A 20,089-nucleotide genomic window follows, 5' to 3' on the forward strand; every position below is an offset into this window, starting at 1 on the left:
GACATGGGTCACCCCATACCTAAAGCCTAAAAATAGGCTACTTATGGTCTTTTCGGTATCGTGTATTCTGCTACTTTGTGGAACGGTTCCCACACAACCTCATAACCAACATAACCCGTCTTAGTGGGCTTTTTTTGCCGGGTGGTCATAAACCTAGACTTGCCATCGGGCACTGGAAGCTTTTCTTTCGGTTGGTCACTCATAATTTTTACCTCAATAATATTATTTTATTTTTTCTCGTTAAGGTGAACTTTACCGGTTAGCAAGTTCGCAATTTTCTAATGCAATGGAATCTTCAACCCATCTGGGATATCAGGCCCTTGATCAATCGGACCACCCGCTTCAATTTCTTCTTCAATGGCGTCACGGACTCCAAGAATTTCTAAATTAAAATTAACGACCCTACCACAAAGCGGATTATTGCCATCCACTGTTAGAGTTTCATCATCGATCCTTGTAACGATAAAGCTTTGTTTGTCGCCTTTCTCATTTTCAGAATGAAGCGTGGTGCCAACTTCTCTATATTGTTTGGGAACATTTTCTAATAGATCTGTAAACACCAATGACTCATCTCTTGGGCCATAAATTTGGTTGCAATCAATAGGCACTTCAATCACGTCTCCAGCCGCTTTTCCTTCCAGTTCCTTAGTCACAGCTGGCGCTAGAATATCGTTCACACCATGTACATAACCAATTGGAAATTCAACAGAAACAAGGACCTCACCTGATTTTTGATCGACCACACTATATGTCAGTTCTACATACTTGGTGTCTTTGATTGTCTCTCTCATATTCAATTCATTTCCCTTAATCAAAAGATGGAAGCACCAAAAATTTTTATTTCATCATCTTCATACCCCAACACCAGACGGCCAAGCCATTCTCCATCTTTTTTGGTACTGCGTTGCCGATAGAGCACGGTAACGTGTGAGCCTCGACGAATAGTGCCAATAAATTCAAGCGATTCAGAGAGATTTCTTGTTAATTCGCTGTTGGCAAATTGTTTACCCACTTCGATTTCATTTAATCCTCGGACAAGGTTTTCAGAGAAATGCTTAACGAATTCTCCATATTGCCCACTGTTTGAGGAGTGCAACAGATGGCTCCATAACGGATTAGCTATAGCAAGAATTTCATCGTCTGTTTTATCGGTGACGCACCGAGTATTTGTCGATACTATAATGCTCATGTTTAATTTTTAATCCTAATTAGACGCACGTCTCAATGGGCCCGACAAAAAGACCCACCATTGACGCACTAAAACCATTGGTTTGAGCAATCAGGGGTTTAACCTAAACCCCTGATTGATTTCACTGTTACTCACCATCCTTAACAAGGTGAAATACAGGTGCCTTTTCCATGGTGTACTCGCCGGTGTCAGGATCCCGGCGTGATACGGTTAGCACATGCCAGTTTTCGTCATCAAGCTTCAAGGCATCACCACGGTAATAGTAGCCAGGCCAGCGGGTTTCTTTACGGAACATCGTATGCTGTGTTACACACTCCGCTGTTCGATGACGGTGCATCAACTCCCAAGCACGCAACAATTCGTGGAAGTCTGAAGCTGCTAATTTTTGCAGATCTTCTTCCATAATTTTGAGCTTTTTGAGACCAATACCCAATAACTTCTCGTTGGTCATGTAGCTTACACCGGCCCCACCACAGTACTCATCCATTAGTTTCTGTAAACGATCCAGACCCTGCCGTGGATTAATATAATTAGGGTTCACATCACCAGCAACCACCTCATTACGATAAATTTTGTAATGTTCCATGGGCTTGTAAACTTTTTCTTTAAGCTCATTGATGCGCCTATCAGAGACCACTATGCCCTCACCTTTGCCATCATCGATGTAGCGACAAGCTGCCTTGGCAGAGAGACGTCCCTCGGTGAATGATCCCGATGAAAATGCGTGGGGCGTTCCGCCCACAGCATCACCAGCACCAAACAAGCCTTCGATAGTCATCATGCGGTTGTAGCCCCAAAAATATTCAGGCGGAGATACATCCTCAGGGCCAGAACACCATGCACCACTGCCTGTCGCATGAGAACCCATAACATAGGGCTCTGAAGTAGTGAGTTCTGGGTTTTCATTTTTAGGGTCTACATCAGTCGCAGCCCACAATACGGCCTGACTGATAGTCATACCGAGAAAATTTTCCCAGCCTACTTCCTCAAGGTGTGGATCTTGGAAAGCTTCCATGGTCACCATATGAATGGGACCTCGACCCGCGTTAACTTCTGAGATCATTGCATGGTTGCGCAAACATGTCGGAATGGGCCTATGTGTTCTGTGAGACAGTTCAGGGTCAAGGTATTCCTTGCCAACTATCTTTTGCAGTGAAGGCCACCACTTAGATTCAAACTCTTCGCCCAAACCGTTTTGCGTGTAGGTCTTGAGATGCAAAAAGTAAGCTCCCACAGGACCAAAACCATCTTTAAACCGCGCCAGTACGATGCGATTTTCCATTTGCGTCATCTTGGCACCGACTTCGATCATCAATCCGTAGGCTGAGCCAGACGACCAAGGTGCATACCAGGTCCGGCCCATGCCTTCTCCAGTCGAGCGTGGTTTAAAGATATTTGAAGCACCACCTGCACCACAAATAACCGTCTTGGATTTGAAAACGTGAAAGTCTCCAGTCCGAACATTGAATCCGACCGCTCCAGCAATGCGATTTTCTTTAACTTCATCCATAAGCAGATGAGTAAGACAAACACGGTTATACACCTTGTCCGCATTCTTTTTAGCTGCCTCAGCCACAATCGGTTTATAAGACTCTCCGTGAATCATGATCTGCCAGCGCCCTTCGCGCAGATACGAATCTTTCACGGGATCCTTCATGATTGGTAGGCCCCACTCTTCAAATTGATGCACAGCAGAGTCTACGTGCCGAGCCATGTCAAATAAAAGGTCTTCTCGCACTAAACCCATTAAATCAATGCGGGCATACTGCACGTGGTCCTCTGGATTATTCTCACCGAAGCGGGTACCCATGTAACAGTTGATGGCGTAAAGTCCCTGCGCTACGGCTCCAGACCGATCAATATTAGCCTTTTCAGCAATAATAATTTTCTTATCTTGACCCCAGAATCTGGCTTCAAATGCTGCACCAGTGCCTCCAAGGCCTGCACCAGCGACCAAGACATCAATGTTATCTTCTACAATTGTTTTGTAACCCATCAGTAGTAAACTCCCTGTTTCAACGTCAGACCATTAGACTCCAAGGTATGAAGTCCACCTTCGTCAAAGCGGATATATTTTGGTTCGTTGAATAAATATTGACTGTCACGCTGCTCCTGAGTAGGCCCCTCAACTTCTTTGAGGTTAGGAGTACACGAACCCCAAGGTTTGGTAGTGATGGGAGACAAAAAGCTTTTCTCCCTGCCATCTCTGTACTTCACACTCCAAGCAATGGTTCCCTTATCCTCGTCGCGGTCCACCCGGACACTATGCCCAAGTGGTGAAAAGTCTGCGTAACCTCGCACATCAATGGCATTTTGAGGGCAGGCTTTGACACAAGACATGCATTCCCAACAATGAGTGGGTTCAATATTGTAAGCGCGACGGTTGACCTTATCGATGTGCATGATGTCTGACGGGCAGATATCGACGCAGTGTCCGCAGCCATCACATCGGGTCATGTAAACAAAAGTTGGCATGTTTTTTTCCTCTCACAGAATATTTTGAATTTTTTATTATAGAATATTTATTATAATCCCTAGTAATGACTAGGTTTTTCTCGTTTTATACCTAGCCCCATAGATAATGGGGCATCTTTGAGCAACTGCATAGAGTGACTGTCTCTAACCGCAGGATCAGTTCGATCTGCAGGCTCTGGAAGATTATTGCGAGATCCACTTGCTTCCGACATTTTTTTCTCCATAGCCGCGGCTGGTTTGAAAAACATATGGGAAAACTTAGACCAAGGCACTGATCCAAAGAGAATTGTCGTAGTAAAGATGTACAAAATGAGGGTTAATACTGACCAAGTGGCGCTACCATTAGCTTGAGTGTAGGCCCAGACCAGAGCAAAAGTTGTGCTAAGTGTCAGTGACACGACAAACAAGTCAGCTCGAATCAACCGAAATGGTGAATTTCCTTCTGCTGACACATCAACCCTAATAAAAAACCAGAACCAATAGCCTCCGGCACAAACCATAAATGCACCGAGGTACCAGAGGTTGGCCACAATTACTGGCGTTGCAGACTCTTGATAGCCAAATACCATCATTGCTGTGGTGGCCGTGTAAGCGATAAAGCCATACATTGTCAAAATGTGAGCGAGCTGTCGACGCGTACTGCAGTCACCTAATTCGGCTGAAGTCAAACCATCTATGGCTGTTTTAACCGCCACCGTGACCTTCTCTCCACCACTGACTTGGCGCTTTGCATTTGCCTTAGATTTCTGCCAGTTGTTAAAGAAGTACTGGGCACTTCTCTTGTGTACGATATCAAATAGCGTGCCACCAGCCACCAAAAGCGCCATTAGAATGACGTAAGTTTCCATAATAGCGGGGTCAATCATAACCGATAGCTCGGCAAAGGGATTGGTATTAAACATTAAAATTCCTCTCACAGATTTTTTTATTATCAGTAATTTTTTATCATCAACCCATAAGATTGTATAAGATGTAATTTTTATGACTTGTTAGGCCTGCCCTATCAGCTACAATCACATGAAGTCATTGAATTATATAACTATTCACTATTTAGTACTAAGCTTATAATTTAATAGGAATAATTACCTTTAACGCAATTCGAATAGACTCTTGGCGTGATTAATGAAACTCCTAGTCGGGGCTTCAAATATATAATGAAATTGCTTGGGAAAATCTCAGAATATATATATTTATAGTAATAAAGCAAGCATACAAGGAGGACCATATGCAAGGCCATCGATAGTTTTATTGTTAGGCCAACTTTATTAAAATTAAACCTGCACATATAAAACCCGTTGCCAACCAGCGATACTGACTTAGTTGCTCTTTAAGCATATGAGTGCTTAATAAGACTCCAAAAAGCACTGACGTCTCCCGTAGTGCCGCAACCATAGCTACGGGGACTTGGGTCATGGCCCATAAACAGATCCAAAATGCTGCCATAGACATGACACCACCCCCTATAGCAACGAACCAATAGCGGGTTAGACTTGAGATAAAAACCTGTGGATTAGAGCGATATGCCCAGATCGTGGTAATCACTCCATCCAAAAAGAAAAGCCACACGACAAAACTATGCAGACCACCAATTTGACTCACCACATAGCCATCTACCATGGTGTAGCTAGCAATCCATAGGCCGGTTACTAATGCATAATAGAAGCCCGCTCCTAGGGGTCTACCCCTCTTAAAACGAGAAAATGCAGCCACACCACTAGCAATTAACAGCACAGATAAAATCTGCGTCTGACTAAGTTCGGTACCTAAAACGATGACGCTGAAGAGTAAAACCCAGACTGGGCCACTGCCTCTGGCAATAGGATACACTTGCCCAAAGTCACCTTGAACATAGGCTTTAACTAGAAATACTTTATAACCAAAATGTAGCACTAGTGTGAACAGCAGCCAAGGCCACATTTGCGCTGATGGAAAGGCCACAAAAGGCATAATAACTAAGGAAATAATGCCCGTACACACCATAATTAAACCGATGGCGATAATAGGTTCGGCATTAATTTTTACCAACGCATTCCAACCAGCATGTAAACCTGCGGCCAAAAGCACTGCAAAAAATACCTCTATGGGCATAACACTTAAACCTTTATTATTTTTCGCCCAAATAATGGGCATAGACTACAGCCAAAGCAGCTGAAGCTAACCTAGCAGCAGGTGGATCAGCTCTTGAAGTCAGCATGACCGGAACCTTAGCACCCATTAATACACCCGCTGCAGTGGCCCCATTAAAGTACACGAGTTGCTTGAATATAGCGTTTCCTGTTTCTATATTAGGTACTAGCAAAACATCTGCGTAACCCGCTACTGGATGTGTAATTCCTTTAATTTTAGCCGCTTCTGGAGACATTGCGCCATCAAACGCTAAGGGGCCAAACACATCAGCTGCCTGATGGTCCTGGTCCGACATAGCTGCTAAGAGTTCCTTAGCCGCTATACTAGAGGGCATTGCCTGTGTGACCACCTCTGTCGCAGACAATAAGGCGACTTTTGGCTTGAGATTACCCAAAGCGTGCATTACATCGGTAGCACCACGCAAAATACTGAGCTGGGTTTTAGTATCAGGGGACACATTAACCACAGCATCAGTAATACATAATACTCTATCACTACCCGGCACAGACATATGAAATAAGTGACTTAGGCGCTCCCCTGTCCTTAAACCATGTTCTTTATTAAGCAGAGCTCGAATCAATACATCCGTGTGTAAATTACCTTTCATCAATAATTTTGCCGTGCCTTGATGCACACACTGCACTGCATTGGCTGCTGAATCCTCTTCACTCTCACTGGCAATAAGCTCAAACTGATCAATATTCCAGTCAATCGCTTGGGCTGCTTTTTGAATCGCCGCAATATTTCCCACGAGGATGGGCACAATAATACCTGCTTCAAAGGCTAATTTGGCACTCTCTAAAGCAAGTTCAGAACCTGCATTAACAACAGCGGTTACCATGGCTGGAAGCGCTTGGGCTTGATTCAAAAGCGGCTGTGGGCAAACAGGTGTTAATTGACTAAGCATAGGGGTGTACTCCAGTTACATCACTTTAGTGCGGCGGGGCCAAGTTAAGCGCGGCATTAGTTGGGACATCAACATGCCTACTAAAATTAATCCACAACCCAATAATCCTTGCGCGGGCAACACCTCATTAAGCAATAAAAAACCACCAATAACGGCAAATACACCCTCTGAACTTAAAATAATAGCCGCATGAGAAGGGTGCGCATGCTGCTGGGCAATGGTTTGTAACGTATAGGCAATACCCGTTGACATGACTCCTGCAAAGAGTAATGGCACGGCGGTAGACTTAATCATGCCCCATGTTAATTGTTCAAAATATAAAGCCAATATCATAGCCAGCAGACCTGCGACAAAAAACTGCACTAAAGATAGCTTCACGGTATCCATACGTGAGGCAAGATACCCAATCATCAGCACATGACCTGCGAATGCAACTGCACATATAAGCTGTAACGTGTCTCCTTTACTCAAAGTAAAGTCTTCGTTAATACTCAAAAGATACAAACCCCATAGGGCAATTGCAGCACCAAGCCATGTCCCTAGGCCCGTTTTCATACGAAAAAAGAGGCCAATTAATGGCACAAAGAAGATATACATACCGGTGATAAAACCAGCCTTACCTGCCGTGGTATATTGCAAACCGACTTGCTGAAAGGTGGCTCCAATAAATAGTAATAAGCCTGCAACAGCGCCACCCATAAGCAAGGATTTAGTAGAGGATTTGGGACCCTCAATTGAACTTTTAGCTTGAGCTCTGTCCATCCATATCACCACAGGCGTTAGCGCAACGACACCAATAAAGAAGCGTAAACTGTTAAACCAATGGGGGCCCATCGTTTCCATGCCTACTCGCTGGGCTACAAAGGCAAATCCCCAAATAGAAGCCGCAAGTAGCATCATTAAATTGGCCTGCATGGCTTTATTGGGCATGTATAACGTCCTTGTTTGTGTGTTGGGGTGAGGTTTTAATGGGCACACCGCTATGAAAGCGGAACATGGGATCTTCTGCGCTGATCAGTTCGACTTCTAAGTCACGCACCATGGCAATCCGTTGGGTATAATCATCGAGTCCTGCAGCATCGGCTTCCAGCGCCACATCTTTGGCTAAACTCAAGTAGTCTTGATAATGTCTTGCTTCCGATTTTAGTAAAGAGGCATAAAATTTGGCCAATGTCTCATCCAAGTGGGGTATGAGTAATTCAAATCTTTCACAGGAACGGGCTTCGACAAAGGCGCCAATAATAAGCGTATCCATTAATTTAGCAGGTTCATGAGTTCGGACTAAATGCCTTAATGCACCCACATAACGACACGCATCAAGATGATCATAGACAATGCCGCGCTCACGCATGATACGGCACACTTGTTCAAAGTGAATTAACTCTTCCTTAGCCAGGCGCGACATTTTAGTCAACAAATTTGCTCGAGTCGGATGCCGAAACATCAATTGCATGGCAGTAGATGCGGCCTTTTTTTCACAATGAGCATGATCTATGAGCAAAATCTCTTGTTCTTGTATGGCTTTGTCCACCCAAGCTTGGGGAGTACTGCATCCTAAAAACTGCTTTAGTTCCGATAGTGGCACAAGCTTTACCCAAGGCTAATTAATCAAAAGAGACGCATTGTACCCACCCAGACAGACAGCGTCTAGGATTACCCACTTACCTGCAAATTATGAAAAATAAAAGCCATTAAATACACGGTATCTATAGAAATTATTATCATTACAATCAATGGGTTATCGATTAAAATTAAATCAACACATTACCCCTTAAACTGGAAATAATGGAGCCATTATGCTACCCTACACGCCTGATTTGTAGTTCCATTGACCATCGCTGTACCTGAAACACTAGGACCAGTGAATTTAGAGGCTGTACCATGTTAGAAGCTTACCGTACCCATGTTGCCGAACGCGCAAAACTAGGCATTCCCCCAGAGCCCCTCAACGCAGAGCAAACTGCTGCCTTGGTGGAACTGTTGAAAAGCCCACCTGTTGGTGAAGAAACCATATTAGTTGATTTATTGCGTAATCGTGTACCTGCTGGTGTCGATCAAGCTGCCTATGTAAAGGCCAGCTTTTTGTCAGCCATTACCACGGGTGAAGTAGTCTCTAGTTTGGTCAGTCCAGTTGCAGCAACGGAAATTTTGGGTACCATGCTGGGTGGCTACAACATAGAGGCCTTGATAGCTTGTTTGGACAATAATGCCTTGGCACCGACTGCCGTTGTTGCACTTTCCCATACTCTCTTGATGTTTGATGCATTTCATGACGTCGATGAAAAAGCCAAAGCCGGTAATAGCTATGCGAAGCAGGTCATGCACTCATGGGCAGAGGGAGAATGGTTTACTTCTCGTGACCAACTGGCAGAAAAGATTAGTTTAACAGTATTTAAAGTGACCGGTGAAACCAATACGGACGACCTATCCCCTGCACCTGACGCGTTTACACGACCAGACATACCTTTGCACGCCAATGCCATGTTTAAGATGCAACGTGATGGCATTGAGCCTGATGATCAGGGCACCACAGGCCCTCTTAAACAGATTGCAGCGATCAAAGCTAAAGGCTTCCCAGTGGTCTATGTGGGGGACGTAGTTGGCACAGGGTCATCACGCAAGTCTGCGACCAACTCCGTACTTTGGTTTTTCGGTGATGATATTCCAGCCGTCCCTAATAAAAGAGCCGGTGGTTTTTGTTTTGGCTCCAAAATTGCTCCTATCTTTTTTAATACCATGGAAGATGCAGGTGCCCTGCCCATAGAAATGGACGTTTCTGGCATGCATATGGGTGATGTCATCGACGTATATCCCTATGAGGGCGTGGTTCGTCATCACGACACAGGCCAAGAGCTGAGCCGCTTTGAACTCAAGACCAATATCATCTTAGATGAAGTAAGAGCTGGCGGGCGCATTCCGCTTATTATTGGCCGTGGCCTCACAGAGCGTGCTCGCACGGCTTTAGGCATGGCTCCAACAGATGTGTTCCAAACTCCCAAACCAGCGGTAGAGTCTAACAAAGGCTACACCTTGGCACAAAAAATGGTGGGTAAGGCCTGTGGTACTGAGGGCATGCGCCCGGGAACTTATTGTGAGCCAAAAATGACGACTGTGGGATCACAGGACACGACTGGCCCCATGACCCGTGATGAGTTAAAAGACCTCGCATGTTTAGGTTTCTCAGCAGATTTAACGATGCAGTCATTTTGTCATACAGCAGCTTACCCAAAGCCAGTTGATGTGCAAACTCAACACACACTGCCTGACTTCATTATGAACCGTGGTGGTGTGTCGCTGCGTCCTGGCGATGGCATTATCCATTCGTGGCTTAACCGGATGTTATTGCCCGATACTGTGGGAACTGGTGGTGATTCGCATACCCGTTTCCCACTTGGCATCTCGTTCCCAGCTGGATCAGGTTTAGTCGCCTTTGCCGCAGCAACTGGCGTCATGCCCTTAGATATGCCTGAATCAGTATTGGTGCGCTTTACCGGTGAGCGCAACCCTGGCATTACCCTGCGTGACTTAGTTCATGCCATTCCTTATTACGCTATTCAACAAGGCCTATTGACGGTAGAAAAAGCGGGTAAAATTAATGCCTTCTCTGGTAAGATTCTTGAAATAGAAGGCTTAGAAGACCTCACAGTAGAGCAAGCCTTTGAATTATCAGATGCTTCTGCTGAGCGCTCAGCAGCGGGCTGCAGCATTACTCTTAGTGAAGAGTCGGTAGCAGAATACCTCCGTTCTAACGTGGTCATGCTCAAATGGATGATTAGTGAAGGTTATGGGGACAAGCGCACCATTGCTCGGCGCATTCTGGCCATGGAAGCCTGGTTGGCTGAGCCAAAGCTGATGCGCGCAGATGCCGATGCAGAGTATGCTGAAGTGCTTGAAATTGATGTTTCAAATATTACCGAACCCATTTTATGCGCGCCTAATGATCCAGACGATGCGCGGATCTTATCTTCAGTGGCTGGACAAAAAATTGATGAAGTCTTTATTGGTTCTTGCATGACCAATATTGGTCACTTCCGTGCCGCTGGAAAGTTACTAGATGCTGCGACAGGCCCTCTGCCTGCGCGTTTGTGGATTGCACCGCCGACTAAAATGGATGCCGCCAAGTTAACTGAAGAAGGTTATTACAACATCTTTGGTAAGGCGGGCGCCCGTATAGAAATGCCAGGATGCTCTTTGTGTATGGGTAACCAAGCTCGAGTTGCAGACGCTTCAACTGTCGTCTCTACCTCTACCCGCAACTTCCCTAACCGTTTAGGAGCGGGTGCAAATGTATTTTTAGCATCGGCAGAATTAGCTGCGGTGGCAGGCATAAATGGTAAATTACCGACGCCTAGTGAGTATTTTGAATACACTAACAAGCTAGACACCATGGCAGGAGAAGTCTACCGTTATCTGAATTTTGATCAGTTATCTGATTATACGTCAGCCGCCGAAAAAGTAATTCCAATGGTAGAAATAGCCTAACAAAACATAGTTTTTGATTTAAAAAAAGCCCTTGTTTTTGATGAAAACAAGGGCTTTTTTATTTTATTTAATAGCCACTTTTACATATTTTAGGCTAGACTAATAGCAGTTCATCTATTCTGGATTGATATATGAAGGTGTTGTTAGTTGAAGATTCTCTTGCTTCCTCGCAAGTGACCCAAAAGTATGTTGAAAGTGCGGGCCACAGTGTGATTAACGGGCGAGACGGTAATGAGGGTATACAAAAGTTCTTGACGCATAACCCAGACCTAGTTTTGATGGACGTCAACATGCCTAATATGGATGGTTACCAGTGTGCTCAGCATATCCAAGAAAACTGCCAACAGGGCAACTTGTGGATACCCATTATCTTTTTGAGTGCGGACATTACTGAAGACGCGATTGTCAAAGGTATTGATGCCGGGGGAGATGATTATTTGCCCAAGCCGATTACCCAACGGGTGTTAAGCGCTAAACTGCGGGCTATGGCGCGTATTGCTGACATGCGTAAGGAATTAGAAGCCGCCAGCGCAGACCTCAGAAGACTTTCATCAATCGATGGTTTAACTCAACTGTATAACCGACGTCACTTTGATGAAACATTAGAGCTTGAATGGTCTCGATCCAGCAGAACTAAAGAACCTCTATCATTAATATTGTGTGATATTGATCACTTCAAAGCCTATAATGATAATTATGGTCACGTGGCTGGTGATGACGCCTTAGTAAGGACCGGTAAAACCATCATGAATACCCTGCAACGGCCCAGTGATTTGCCCGCACGATACGGGGGGGAAGAATTTGCCGTTATTTTACCCAGCACTCCAGCAGTAGGTGCCATGGTGGTTGCAGAGCAATTACGCATCGCTATGGATGACATCGCTATACCTCACGCCTTTTCCGACGCCGCCCACATCGTGACTATGAGTATTGGCGTCTCAACCTATTATCCACAGCATTCTAAAGCAGGCCATATAGAGTTATTAGATGCCGCTGATCGAGGTTTATATCGTGCTAAAAATAAAGGCCGAAACCGCATCGAACTTCAGCCTTTGTCTTCAGAAGCTTCAAAAGCATCATAGCCCTTGCATTGCTTGAGCTAAATCTTGTTGAATATCTTGGTAGTCTTCTAGCCCCACAGATACTCGAATTAGGTTGTCCTTTATACCCGCCAAGGCTCTTGCGTCAGGAGTCATGCGACTATGGGTGGTGGTTTCAGGATGGGTAATGGTTGATTTTGCATCACCAAAGTTACCGGTGATCGAAAATAGCTTGGTTTGGTCAATCAAACGCCAAGCAGAAGCCCTGTCGCCCTTCACTTCAAAAGACACTACCGCGCCAAATAAGCGTTGTTGCTGCTTTGCCAGTTGATGTTGCGGGTGGTCCTCTAATCCCGTGTAATAAACCCGCTCCACCTGAGGTTGTTGCTGCAGCCAATGAGCTAATTTAGAGGCACTGGAGCAATGCGCTTGCATGCGTAATGACAAAGTTTCTAAACCATTAATAAAAACCCATGCATTAAATGGGCTCATAGCAGTGCCTACGGTGCGTAAAATACTAAACACAGGTTCCATGTGCGCATCACTACCTATGGCGACGCCGCCCACGCAGCGCCCTTGACCATCAATGTATTTTGTTGCGGAGTGCATGACGATATCTGCACCGAGGGCCAGTGGGTTTTGCAAAATAGGGGTGCAAAAACAATTATCAACGATTAATAGCGCCTGATGACTGTGAGCTAATTTTGCTAAAGCAGCAATATCCCCCAATTCTGCCAACGGGTTCGATGGTGATTCTAAGAACAAGGCTTTCGTATTAGGCTGTATCGCGTCATTCCATGCTTGGTTATCCGCAGGGTTAACGTAGGTCGTGGTGATGCCCATGTTGGCCAAGACATTATCAAATAAACCAATGATAGAGCCAAAAATACTATGCGAGGAGACCATATGATCACCTTGCTTTAGGTGACCCAAAAAAATACTGGTCAGAGCTGCCATGCCAGAACTGGCCGCTACCGCCCTTTCTCCACCTTCCATCTTGGCCATACGCTGCTCAAAAGTACGCACAGTTGGATTAGTGAAACGAGAATAAATATTGCCTTCAGTCGCCCCACTAAAACACTCAGATGCTTCCTCTGCACTGCCATAAATGAAACTCGACGTGGCATAGATGGCATCATTGTGCTCTTGCTCTGCACCAGACACGGTGCCCGCGCGAATGGCTTGCGTACTCAAGCCAGCAGTGCGCAAATAATCTTCCTGGCGCTGCTTTCTTTGCTCAAGGGTTTGCTTTTTGGTTTTCATGTCACAGCTTGCTTTGCATATTAGTCGCCAAAGAAACATCGTCGTCTATGACGTTTATTTTTTTCATCGTATCATCATTTCTGAGTGCTTCCAAACCGGCTAAATAAGCGTCATCGATATCACCTGTGACATAGTTGCCATCAAATACGGAGCAGTCAAAGCTTGCAATATCACTACCACCCCCCTGAGTTGAACGGATCAGATCCTCTAGATCTTGGTAGATCATACGATCGGCACCGATCATCTCTCCTACTTCGGCATCAGTGCGGCCATGGGCAACTAATTCGTCTACAGAAGGCATGTCAATGCCATAGACGTTGGGAAACCGGACAGCCGGCGCAGCAGAAGCAAAATAAACTTTCTTGGCACCCATTTCTCGGGCCATTTCGATAATTAAAGTAGAGGTCGTGCCCCGCACAATCGAGTCATCCACCAACAACACATTTTTGCCACGGAATTCAAGTTCAATTGGGTTCAGTTTTTGGCGCACTGATTTTTGCCGTTGAGTTTGCCCAGGCATAATAAATGTGCGGCCGATATAACGATTTTTAATATAGCCTTCACGTAACTTCACTCCCAATTTATTCGCAAGTTCCACAGCAGAAGTGCGACTGGTATCAGGAATAGGGATAACGACGTCGATATCATGATCTGGCCAATCTCGAAGAATCTGATCAGCTAGGTATTCACCCATTTTCAAACGGGCCTTGTAAACAGAAATACCATCCATGACAGAATCTGGACGAGCTAAATAAACATATTCGAATAAGCAAGGTGACAAGACCGGTGCTTCGGCACACTGGCGGGTGAATACTTCTCCTGCTTCGGTGATATATATGCACTCACCAGGAGCAAGGTCGCGCACCATGGTGTAGCCAGCAGAATCTAGAGCCACACTTTCTGACGCCACCATATACTCAGCACCCTGTGCTGATTCTCGCTTGCCATAGCATAAGGGCCGAATACCAAATGGATCACGCATACCCACAATGCCAATACCTGTGATCATAGCAATCACGGCATAGCCACCCAAACAACGCCGATGTAACTGACGCACAGCGTAAAAAATATCCTCTTCACTGGGCACTAATTGACCTAAACGTTGAAGCTCATGAGCAAATACGTTAAGCAGTACTTCCGAATCTGAATTAGTATTAATATGGCGTAGATCAGATTTAAAAATGCTTTTTGAAAGCTCCGCGGTATTAGTTAAATTGCCATTGTGCGCTAAGGCAATACCATAAGGTGAGTTTACATAGAAAGGCTGGGCCTCGGCAGCACTTGCGCTACCAGCTGTGGGATAACGCACATGGCCAATACCCATATTCCCCACTAAACGGCGCATATGGCGAGTGCGAAACACATCCCTTACTAAGCCATTATCCTTGCGTAAAAAAAATCGACCATCATGGCAAGTTACTATTCCTGCTGCGTCTTGGCCACGGTGTTGCAAAAAAGTCAGGGCATCATAGATTTCCTGATTCACATAAGATTTGGCTACAATACCAACGATACCACACATGCGTATACCCTCATTACAACGCTGCTAGAGCGCCGGTTGCAACATATCCAATAGACCAGAAGCACTAGTAGACATTTTATAGGACCACTCATCGACTAAGACGAAGTGAGGAATAATTAAAGAACTTTGCCACCATTGATCATTACTGACGGGCGTCAGTGACAACAAAGACACCATGACAATAACTAACAAACCACCACGTACAATGCCAAATACCATACCAAACAAACGGTCAGTGCTAGTTAAGCCAGTCGCCGAAACTAAACGAGAAAAAACATTATTAATTAAGGCACCAACCACTAAAGTGATGGCAAACAAAATGACAAAAGCAGCAATCACACGAAACTGAGGCTGATCAATCCAATCGATCATAAAATTGCTTAATTTAAAAGAAAATAAACGCGCGACAAAAAAAGCAGCGACCCAACTTGCCAAGGACAATAACTCCTTAACAAAACCACGCAATAATCCAAACACGCTAGAAATAACAATAATAGCAATGAGTATCCAGTCAAAAACGTTGAGGCTTTCCATAAATGACCTTAATTAACTAAGGGGTTAATAAACTTAATGAGATTAACATCTTAGGGCTTTTCAATTTCATACAGAGTGACCATACCCGCCATTTTAAATTTACTTTTTAACTTTTCCTGCAAAGCTTCGGCTTTGGGTCGCGTTAATTCTGGTCCTACAAGCACCTTAAATAAATCACCATTGGGCACCATATAACCAGCAAAGCCTGCTTTAATCACCTTGTCTCTGAGTCGAGCAGCATTAGCACGATTGCCAAAGTTACCTAACTGCACGACCCAACCTTCAGGTAGACCCTGTGCGTTAAGCACGCCATTGTTGGGGTCAAGTTTAGCTTGCTTTACTGCTCGTTGAGTCTGTTTGGACTTGATTGGTGGTTTATCTGTTGCAGGAATAGGACCTAATTGAAGAATTTCTGAATCGCTCGGGTCAAGTTTTTTGATTCCATTAACAGCCACTGAGGCCACATCAAGACTTAACTCAGAAGCTTTGGGTATCAGTGGTTGCTGCATGGTTTTATATTCTTGCAAACCCGCCCCATCTAACCAAAATGGTAAAATAATCACCGCCAGACTTAACAGTATTAAACTACCTACAATACGATGTTTCACTGTTGCCTCCACTATTTTTTCCTTTGGTATAATAATCGGTTTAGGACTCAATTAAAGCCAGCACTGCACCGACGGTAACAAATGAGCCAAACACAACAATCCGATCTTGTTTAGACGCCATAGTTACAGCTTGGGTAAAAGCGTGGAGCGGCGTGTCATGTTCAATAACACTGTTAGAAGCCACACCATTCAAGGCCAATTGATTAGCAAGTTCCAGACTCGACAAGCCTCGCACACCCTCACTACTGGCTAGCATCCAATGAGTGAAGCTTGTGCTGAGCACCTTAATAACTTGTTGGTAATCTTTGTCACCCAACATGGCCAATACAGCAATAGTTTTACCTTCGCACACTTCTTTGTCTAAGGTCGCCGCCAAATTTTGTGCGGCTTGTGGGTTGTGAGCCACATCTAAAATCAGTTGTTTACCTTGCCATTCAAGCCTTTGAAAACGACCTTGCAAGCGTGCCTTACGCAAACCTAAAACAATATCAGCCGCCTTGATCTCAAAGCTTAAACAACTAATTGCCTGCACCACTGCAGCCCTATTCATGGGCGGTAGATTAGTTTCAGGCAGATCAATGGATAAGCCTAGAGTATTACTCCATGTATTATTTTCAACTTTAAAATCAACCCCGTTTCGCATGCATTGGGCATTAATTTCCTGAGCATATTGGGCCACCGAAGTGGGGCAATCTAAGGCTCCGACAATGGCAGGTTTATGGGCCCTGTAAATACCCGCCTTCTCCCGTCCAATAAGCTCTACATTATCACCGAGCCAGTCTACATGATCAACCGAGATACTGGTCACCACAGCGACATCAGCATCAATCAGATTAACCGCATCCAAGCGGCCACCGAGACCAATTTCTAACACCGCAACATCAATGTCTGCTCGTTGCATGAGGTCAAAGGCTAAAAGCGCATTAAACTCAAAGTAAGTCAGCACCGTCGCCACACCCGCTACATCATAACGAGCTCGATTAACACGCTCAAAGCTAGCACATAAGGCCGTGTCATCAACCGGTTCACCTTGCAACTGAATACGTTCATTAAAGCGCACAAAGTGGGGTGAGGTAAGGCTGGCATAGGATAATCCAGCCTCTTCTAGAATAGCAGTTAAAAACGCCACACTAGAGCCCTTGCCGTTAGTACCAGCAACGGTAATGACCTGTTTAGCTATGGGTTCGTCACGAAGTAAGCGTTTTGACACTTGTCGAATACGCTCGAGTCCCATGTCTATTTCATGGCTTGGGTGCTGAAGTTCTAACCAAGTCAGCCAATCATCAGCATAGTCAAAAGAGAGTGTTTGTGACATCAAGGTTAGGCTTCAATTACAGGAGCTGGTTGCTGCGTCATGGCACTTAATAAGCGGCACACAGTGGTGCGCATTTCATGCCTAGGTACGATCATATCAATGGCACCATGATCCAGTAAGAACTCACTCTTTTGAAAGCCTTCTGGTAAGGTTTCACGCACAGTTTGTTCAATGACCCGCGGCCCAGCAAAACCCATGCGTGCGCCAGGTTCTGCAAGGTTTACATCACCTAACATCGCTAAACTAGCTGATACGCCGCCATAAACGGGGTCTGTCAGTACCGAGACATAGGGAATGCCCTGTTGTTTAAGCTTTTCTAAAGCAGCACTGGTTTTTGCCATTTGAAAAAGAGAGGTTAAGGCTTCTTGCATGCGCGCGCCGCCAGAAGCAGAGAAACACACCATAGGTATGCCCTGTTCCATACTCACATTAGCTGCTCGAACAAAGCGTTCGCCCACGACTGCACCCATAGACCCACCTAAAAAGTTAAATTCAAAGGCCACAGCCACTACATCTAACCCTCCTAACTTACCTTTCATTGCCACCAGTGCATCTTTTTCTTCAGTGGCTTTTTGAGCTGCAGTTAAGCGATCTTTGTACTTTTTTACGTCTTTAAACTTAAGTTTATCAACAGGCTCTATTTCTGCTGCTATCTCGGCACCAGAATGAGCATCTAAAAACATGGTCAACCGATTGCGAGCCGTGACTCGCATGTGATGTTCACACTTGGTGCACACCTCTAAATTTTTTTCTAATTCTGGTTTATACAAAGCCGCTGCGCACTTGGGGCACTTCTTCCATACGCCTTCTGGAATGTTACTACGTCGATCTTTATTACCTAAGTTGGTCAAAATACCCGCAGGTACAATTTTATCTAACCAGCTACTCATAGCTTCCCCCGTCGTGACCTTTAATCACGGCATTAAAATATTATAGTTATTGAGCCATTAAATGTATGGCTTGGCGCCCTGTTGATGACTTTTACACTAGTCATTCAGGTTCCCTTTTACTCCGTTATGGTTTGATGAAGACGCAGATACGTCAGACCAATAGGGCTTTGCTTGGCCCATAAAAGCGGCAATTCTAGCACGATCTTTCACACCTTTGTGGCTTTCAACACCGCCACTCACATCAATCGCCCAAGGTTTAACTTGTTGTATCGCTTGCCTTACATTACCCACATGAATACCTCCAGCTAAGACGACATCGGCAGCAATGTCGTTAGGAATACGATGCCAATCAAATTGATCACCTGTTCCACCTGGCACACCTGTCTTATAGGCATCAAGTAACAAACCCTGAGCTGCGCTATAGTATTCACGCTGTTGATGTAGGTTAATCTTGTCACGCATTCTCACAGCTTTAATCCAAGGTAGCTGAAATTGCTCACAAAATTGCGCTGATTCTTGGCCGTGAAATTGTAATAAAGAGAGAGGGACTTGGGAAAGGATTTCATCGATGTCTGCTGCAGTCGCATCCACAAATAAGCCTACACAGGACACGAAAGGAGGTAAGGCCCGTGCAATCTCTGCCGCCGTGTCGATGTCTACAGACCTAGGGCTGGGCCGATAAAACACTAAGCCTATGGCATCCGCTCCAGCTTGGGCAGCGAAAACTGCATCGTCTGCGTGGCGAAGGCCACATATTTTTACGCGAGATTGAGTCAAAATGAGTCGCTGTTATTATTCAGTAAGGTGCCAAGGTATGGAGGTCAATGTTAGCAGATAAATCAACCCGAGGGATTACTATTTGAGTTTATTAAGACACTCTTTTAAGCATTCATCCAAGGCACCAAAAAATGTGGCCCCAAGGGCCCCTTTGGTAAGCCAAAACTTGTATCATATTCAGCATCTACAAAGTATAAACCATATGGTGGCGCAGTGGCTGCATTGACCCCTCGATCCTTCGCCATTAAAACTTCTAAGGCCCATTCTGGGGCTGCTTCACCCGTACCAACTTTCATCAGCAACCCAGCCAAGTTTCGAATCATATGTTGTAAAAAAGCATTAGCACGAACGTCTAAAACAATGTAATTCCCAGCAGCAACAACATTAAGATGGTGAATGGTTCGAATGGGGTTATTGGCCTGACAGGCAGACGCTCGAAAGGAGCTAAAATCGTGGGTTCCAAGCAAGTAGTCAGCAGCTGTTTGCATTTGGTTCACGTCTAAGGGTCGATAGTTCCAGCTGACTTCTTTGTCCATCAAAGCTGGCCGCATGGGATGGTTATAAATCACGTAGCGGTACCTGCGGGCTGAAGCAGCAAAGCGTGCATGAAATTTTTCACCCACAGGATGTGCCCACTGGATAGCAACATCATCAGGTAAGTTCATATTGCCACCATGGGTCCATGCTCGCAGAGGTCTTTGTGCCAAAGTATCAAAATGAACTACTTGCGCGCTGGCATGCACTCCCGCATCTGTGCGACCTGCACACATGACTTTAATAGGCTCGTTGGCCACCTTAGTGAGGGCATCTTCAAGCTTTTCTTGTACACTAATATGACCATGGGGCTGGCGTTGCCAGCCATGATAATGACGACCGTTATAAGCCACTCCTAAGGCAATGCGCTGATGTCCATGGGCCAAAAACTCAGATGCATCGGCTTTAAAAAATGTACTCATATCA

The 20,089-nt window shown here is 45.1% G+C and carries 20 protein-coding genes; 2 read left to right on the forward strand and 18 right to left on the reverse strand.

From position 1 onward, the window contains the following. Positions 1-41: 41 nt before the first annotated feature. The 10 genes from ABXT59_RS07120 to ABXT59_RS07165 form a co-directional block, all read right to left on the reverse strand. The gene (locus tag ABXT59_RS07120) at positions 42-203 is read right to left on the reverse strand and encodes a hypothetical protein (protein ID WP_443635108.1); all 162 of its coding nucleotides are present in this window, start codon (positions 201-203) and stop codon (positions 42-44) included. Positions 204-278: 75 nt separating this feature from the next. Then, positions 279-791: an FKBP-type peptidyl-prolyl cis-trans isomerase gene (locus ABXT59_RS07125; protein WP_443635110.1), complete on the reverse strand. Its 513-nt coding sequence runs from the start codon at positions 789-791 to the stop codon at positions 279-281. A 20-nt stretch (positions 792-811) separates the two neighbouring features. After that, positions 812-1,189 carry a hypothetical protein gene (locus tag ABXT59_RS07130; RefSeq protein ID WP_443635112.1) on the reverse strand — a complete coding sequence of 126 codons (378 nt, stop codon included), beginning with the start codon at positions 1,187-1,189 and terminating at the stop codon, positions 812-814. Positions 1,190-1,316: 127 nt separating this feature from the next. After that, entirely contained in the window at positions 1,317-3,185 is a 1,869-nt protein-coding gene (aprA, locus tag ABXT59_RS07135) for an adenylyl-sulfate reductase subunit alpha (protein WP_443635113.1), read from the reverse strand. Next, positions 3,185-3,664: an adenylyl-sulfate reductase subunit beta gene (aprB, locus tag ABXT59_RS07140; RefSeq protein WP_443635114.1), complete on the reverse strand. Its 480-nt coding sequence runs from the start codon at positions 3,662-3,664 to the stop codon at positions 3,185-3,187. Before aprB ends, aprA begins: the two co-directional genes overlap by 1 nt. Before the next feature lie 59 nt (positions 3,665-3,723). Then, complete coding sequence (locus ABXT59_RS07145; protein WP_443635115.1) at positions 3,724-4,566, reverse strand: hypothetical protein; 843 nt, start codon at positions 4,564-4,566, stop codon at positions 3,724-3,726. A 349-nt stretch (positions 4,567-4,915) separates the two neighbouring features. Then, positions 4,916-5,794 carry an EamA family transporter gene (locus ABXT59_RS07150; RefSeq protein WP_443635116.1) on the reverse strand — a complete coding sequence of 293 codons (879 nt, stop codon included), beginning with the start codon at positions 5,792-5,794 and terminating at the stop codon, positions 4,916-4,918. Next, positions 5,769-6,698 (reverse strand): bifunctional enoyl-CoA hydratase/phosphate acetyltransferase, encoded by a 930-nt coding sequence (locus tag ABXT59_RS07155; RefSeq protein WP_443635118.1) that lies wholly within the window; start codon positions 6,696-6,698, stop codon positions 5,769-5,771. Before ABXT59_RS07155 ends, ABXT59_RS07150 begins: the two co-directional genes overlap by 26 nt. Positions 6,699-6,713: 15 nt before the next feature. Continuing rightward, the gene (locus tag ABXT59_RS07160) at positions 6,714-7,628 is read right to left on the reverse strand and encodes a DMT family transporter (protein ID WP_443635120.1); all 915 of its coding nucleotides are present in this window, start codon (positions 7,626-7,628) and stop codon (positions 6,714-6,716) included. Further along, positions 7,618-8,283: a tRNA-(ms[2]io[6]A)-hydroxylase gene (locus ABXT59_RS07165; RefSeq protein WP_443635121.1), complete on the reverse strand. Its 666-nt coding sequence runs from the start codon at positions 8,281-8,283 to the stop codon at positions 7,618-7,620. The genes ABXT59_RS07160 and ABXT59_RS07165 overlap by 11 nt, the downstream gene beginning before the upstream one ends. Before the next feature lie 296 nt (positions 8,284-8,579). On the opposite strand from ABXT59_RS07165, the gene acnB reads away from it, so the two are divergent. Beyond that, positions 8,580-11,180 (forward strand): bifunctional aconitate hydratase 2/2-methylisocitrate dehydratase, encoded by a 2,601-nt coding sequence (gene acnB, locus ABXT59_RS07170; protein ID WP_443635122.1) that lies wholly within the window; start codon positions 8,580-8,582, stop codon positions 11,178-11,180. A gap of 131 nt (positions 11,181-11,311) precedes the next feature. Continuing rightward, the gene (locus ABXT59_RS07175; RefSeq protein WP_443635124.1) at positions 11,312-12,262 is read left to right on the forward strand and encodes a GGDEF domain-containing response regulator; all 951 of its coding nucleotides are present in this window, start codon (positions 11,312-11,314) and stop codon (positions 12,260-12,262) included. Here ABXT59_RS07175 and ABXT59_RS07180 read toward each other — a convergent pair. The 8 genes from ABXT59_RS07180 to truA form a co-directional block, all read right to left on the reverse strand. Beyond that, a complete protein-coding gene (locus ABXT59_RS07180; protein WP_443635125.1) occupies positions 12,257-13,483 on the reverse strand; it encodes an O-succinylhomoserine sulfhydrylase in 1,227 nt (408 codons plus the stop codon). The genes ABXT59_RS07175 and ABXT59_RS07180 overlap by 6 nt on opposite strands. Position 13,484: 1 nt before the next feature. Beyond that, positions 13,485-15,005, reverse strand: coding sequence for an amidophosphoribosyltransferase (gene purF / locus ABXT59_RS07185; protein WP_443635126.1), 1,521 nt, complete (start codon positions 15,003-15,005; stop codon positions 13,485-13,487). A gap of 24 nt (positions 15,006-15,029) precedes the next feature. Next, positions 15,030-15,539 carry a CvpA family protein gene (locus tag ABXT59_RS07190; protein ID WP_443635127.1) on the reverse strand — a complete coding sequence of 170 codons (510 nt, stop codon included), beginning with the start codon at positions 15,537-15,539 and terminating at the stop codon, positions 15,030-15,032. Between the two features lie 50 nt (positions 15,540-15,589). Beyond that, the gene (locus ABXT59_RS07195) at positions 15,590-16,147 is read right to left on the reverse strand and encodes an SPOR domain-containing protein (protein ID WP_443635128.1); all 558 of its coding nucleotides are present in this window, start codon (positions 16,145-16,147) and stop codon (positions 15,590-15,592) included. A gap of 40 nt (positions 16,148-16,187) precedes the next feature. Next, complete coding sequence (gene folC, locus ABXT59_RS07200) at positions 16,188-17,462, reverse strand: bifunctional tetrahydrofolate synthase/dihydrofolate synthase (RefSeq protein ID WP_443635130.1); 1,275 nt, start codon at positions 17,460-17,462, stop codon at positions 16,188-16,190. A gap of 5 nt (positions 17,463-17,467) precedes the next feature. Continuing rightward, positions 17,468-18,352: an acetyl-CoA carboxylase, carboxyltransferase subunit beta gene (gene accD / locus ABXT59_RS07205; protein WP_443635132.1), complete on the reverse strand. Its 885-nt coding sequence runs from the start codon at positions 18,350-18,352 to the stop codon at positions 17,468-17,470. Positions 18,353-18,448: 96 nt separating this feature from the next. Continuing rightward, positions 18,449-19,129: a phosphoribosylanthranilate isomerase gene (locus tag ABXT59_RS07210; protein WP_443635133.1), complete on the reverse strand. Its 681-nt coding sequence runs from the start codon at positions 19,127-19,129 to the stop codon at positions 18,449-18,451. 104 nt (positions 19,130-19,233) lie between these two features. Further along, complete coding sequence (gene truA / locus ABXT59_RS07215) at positions 19,234-20,085, reverse strand: tRNA pseudouridine(38-40) synthase TruA (protein WP_443635135.1); 852 nt, start codon at positions 20,083-20,085, stop codon at positions 19,234-19,236. Between the last annotated feature and the right edge of the window lie 4 nt (positions 20,086-20,089).

Origin of the sequence: Candidatus Njordibacter sp. Uisw_058 (genome assembly GCF_047730065.1) — a bacterium.
Taxonomy (GTDB): Bacteria; Pseudomonadota; Gammaproteobacteria; order Pseudomonadales; family Balneatricaceae; genus Njordibacter.